This is a genomic window from uncultured Roseovarius sp. (assembly GCF_913054395.1).
Taxonomy (GTDB): Bacteria; Pseudomonadota; Alphaproteobacteria; order Rhodobacterales; family Rhodobacteraceae; genus Roseovarius.
The window spans coordinates 1-3,860 of sequence record NZ_CAJXIP010000220.1; the positions used below are offsets into that span (position 1 = coordinate 1).

The window sequence follows — 3,860 nt, forward strand, 5'->3', positions numbered from 1 at the left end:
CCGGCCCCACCTCGCCGGCACGCCTGCCGGTGTATCCGAGAGCGGAACGGGGGGACTATGGGCGCAGGTTTGCGGGAGGTGAATCTGGATGGGGGTAAGTGGTTGATATTTGGTGGGTGGGGTGCGGTCTTTGGGAAGACGGCTGCCGCAGGAGGCGCTCATCCTGAGGTGGACGGGCAAAGCCCGGCCCTCGAAGGACCCGGCTTTCTCCACCTCCCGCCCTCGCCCTTGGAGGGCGCGGCGCTCCCGCTGCAGTCCCCGGGCTTAACCCGAGGAGAGGGCTAACGTTGTGCCTGAAGCAAGCCCGACCTACTCGTCGCTCATCTTCAGCGCCGCAATGAACGCTTCCTGCGGGATTTCGACCTTGCCGAACTGGCGCATGCGCTTCTTGCCGGCCTTCTGCTTGTCGAGCAGCTTGCGCTTGCGGGTCGCGTCGCCGCCATAGCATTTGGCGGTCACGTCCTTGCGCATGGCTGACAATGTCTCGCGGGCGATGACCTTGCCGCCGATGGCCGCCTGGATCGGGATCTTGAACATGTGGCGCGGGATCAGCTCCTTTAGCTTTTCCACCATCGCACGGCCGCGCGTCTCGGCGCGGTCGCGGTGCACCATCATCGACAGGGCATCGACCGGCTCGTCATTGACCAGAATGGACATCTTGACGAGGTTGTCCTGGCGATACCCCTCCATCTGGTAATCAAACGAGGCATAGCCCTTGGTCACCGATTTCAGCCGGTCGTAGAAATCGAACACAACCTCGTTGAGCGGCAGGTCATAGACCACCATCGCCCGCCCGCCCACATAGGTCAGGTCAAGCTGAATGCCGCGGCGATCCTGGCACAGTTTCAGAACGTCACCGAGATATTCATCGGGCACCAGGATGGTCGCCTTGATGCGCGGCTCTTCGATGTGGTCGACATAGGTCAGGTCGGGCATGTCGGCGGGGTTGTGCAGCGGCTCCATCGTGCCGTCTTTCATGAAGACGTGATAGATCACCGAGGGGGCCGTGGTGATCAGCTCGATATCATATTCGCGCTCGACCCGGTCGCGGATCACCTCGAGGTGCAGCAACCCGAGAAAGCCGCAGCGAAACCCAAAGCCAAGCGCGGCCGAGGTTTCCATCTCATAGCTGAAGCTCGCGTCGTTCAGCGCCAGCTTTTCGATCGCGTCGCGCAGGTCTTCGAATTCTGAGCTGTCGACCGGGAAAAGGCCACAGAACACCACCGGCACCGAGGGTTTGAATCCGGGCAGGGGTGTCGCACAAGGCGCCTTGTCGTGGGTGATTGTGTCGCCGACCTTGGTGTCGCGCACCTGTTTGATCGAGGCGGTGATAAAGCCGATTTCGCCGGGGCCGAGGCTTTCGACCTTCTCCATCTTGGGGCGGAAGACGCCGATCCGCTCGACCCCATGCACAGAGCCGTTCTGCATCATGCGAATCCGGTCGCCGCGCTTGAGAACACCATCCATGATCCGCACCAGAACGACAACGCCAAGGTATGAATCATACCAGCTATCGACCAGCATCGCCTTGAGCGGCGCGTTGGCATCCCCGGTGGGCGCGGGCAGGTGGGCGACAATCGCCTCAAGCGTTTCGGCAATGCCGACGCCGGTCTTGGCCGAGACCCGGATCGCGCCGCTGGCGTCGATGCCGATGACGTCCTCGATCTGTTCGGCCACGCGGTCACACTCAGAGGCGGGCAGGTCGATCTTGTTGAGCACCGGGATAAGCTCGTGGCCCGCATCAATCGCCTGGTAGACGTTGGCAAGGGTCTGCGCCTCGACGCCCTGGGTGCTGTCGACGACCAGAAGGCTGCCCTCGACGGCGCGCATGCTTCGCGAGACCTCATAGGCAAAGTCGACGTGGCCCGGCGTGTCGATCAGGTTGAGAACATAAATCTCGCCGTTCTGCGCCTTATAGTCGATGCGCACGGTATTGGCCTTGATGGTAATGCCGCGCTCGCGCTCGATATCCATAGCGTCGAGCATCTGCTCTTTCATATCGCGGTCCTGTACCGTGCCGGTCGATTGGATCAACCGGTCGGCCAGCGTGGATTTCCCGTGGTCGATATGCGCCACGATCGAAAAATTGCGGATATGTGCAAGGTCTGTCATGGATTGGGATATGTATGGGAATTGGGGGTTGGTCAAGGTGGGATGGCGTGTGCCGGGCACCGATTTCACCGTAAAAGAAGCAACCACGGCGCCGGAAGCCAATTGTCATCGTGCAAGCGGCCTCTGGACGCGGGCAAGGCCGGTGTCCTCAGGGATATCCGCAGGATTGCGGTCGTGGGCGCGTGGGTTTCAGCCACCCTGCGATATCATCCCGTACCATGCGCCGTGGAACCCTGGGCAAATCCCTTTCCGGCTTGCCCCCTCGCGCGGGCTGTCCTAAAACGCGGGCGTTGACAAACCCGGAGCGACATGATGCTGGACCTGACCTTTGAAGCGCCGAAACCCAAGGTGATCGCCGGGGCGAAACATGATTGGGAATTGGTGATCGGCATGGAAATCCACGCCCAGGTTGCCTCGAAGGCCAAGCTGTTTTCCGGCGCCTCGACCAAATTCGGCGCCGAGCCCAATTCGAACGTGTCGTTCGTCGATGCGGCGATGCCGGGCATGTTGCCGGTCATCAACGAGTTCTGCGTCGAACAGGCGGTGCGCACCGGCCTTGGCCTCAAGGCCAAGATCAACCTCTGGTCGGCGTTCGACCGCAAGAATTACTTCTACCCGGACCTGCCGCAGGGCTATCAGATCTCGCAGCTGTATCACCCCATCGTGGGCGAAGGCGAAGTGCTGGTTGAACTGGGCAACGGCACTGCACGCAACGTGCGCATCGAACGTATCCACATGGAGCAGGACGCCGGCAAGTCGATCCACGATATGGATCCGAACATGTCGTTCGTTGACCTGAACCGTGTTGGGGTCTGCCTTATGGAGATCGTGTCGCGCCCTGACATCCGTGGCCCCGAAGAGGCTGCTGCGTTCGTTGGCAAACTGCGCCAGATCATGCGGTATTTGGGCACCTGTGACGGCAACATGCAGAACGGCAACATGCGCGCCGATGTGAACGTGTCGATCTGTCGTCCGGGCCAGTACGAGAAGTATCAGGAAACCCAGGACTTCTCGCATCTGGGCACCCGTTGCGAAATCAAAAACATGAACTCGATGCGCTTCATCCAGCAGGCAATCGAGGTCGAAGCCCGTCGCCAGATTGCAATCGTCGAGGCCGGTGGCACCGTTGATCAGGAAACCCGCCTGTATGACGTCGAAAAAGGCGAAACCCGGTCGATGCGGTCGAAAGAAGAAGCACACGACTATCGCTACTTCCCCGACCCCGATCTGCTGCCGCTGGAAATTGAACAGGAGTGGGTAGACCAGATTGCTGCCACCCTGCCCGAGCTGCCAGACGCCAAGAAACTGCGCTTTATCAGCGACTTTGGCCTGTCCGACTATGATGCCTCGGTGCTGACGGCTGATGTTGAATCGGCTGCCTATTTCGAAGCAGTCGCCGAAGGCCGCAACGGCAAGCTGGCCGCCAACTGGGTAATCAACGAACTGTTTGGCCGTCTGAAGGCTGACGACAAGGACATTTCTAACTGTCCCGTCACCCCGGCACAGCTGGGTGGCGTAATCGAGTTGATCTCGGCTGATACCATTTCTGGCAAGATCGCCAAGGATCTGTTTGAAATCGTCTATACCGAAGGCGGCGACCCGGCGCAGATCGTCGAAGAACGCGGCATGAAACAGGTGACAGACACTGGCGCCATTGAGGCCGCCCTGGACCAGATCATCGCCGATAACCCAGCGCAGGTGGAAAAAGCCAAGGTGAACCCAAAACTGGCGGGCTGGTTTGTGGGTCA

Annotated in this window: 2 protein-coding genes; one reads left to right on the forward strand and one right to left on the reverse strand. The window is 60.3% G+C overall.

Annotation, left to right across the window (positions count from 1 at the left end):
* Positions 1-309: 309 nt before the first annotated feature.
* Positions 310-2,112, reverse strand: a complete 1,803-nt coding sequence (gene lepA, locus QZ522_RS18265) for a translation elongation factor 4 (protein WP_294614968.1) — start codon at positions 2,110-2,112, stop codon at positions 310-312.
* A gap of 312 nt (positions 2,113-2,424) precedes the next feature.
* Here lepA and gatB point away from each other — a divergent pair.
* On the forward strand, positions 2,425-3,860 hold a 1,436-nt coding region (gene gatB, locus QZ522_RS18270), incomplete at its 3' end, for an Asp-tRNA(Asn)/Glu-tRNA(Gln) amidotransferase subunit GatB (protein WP_294614970.1).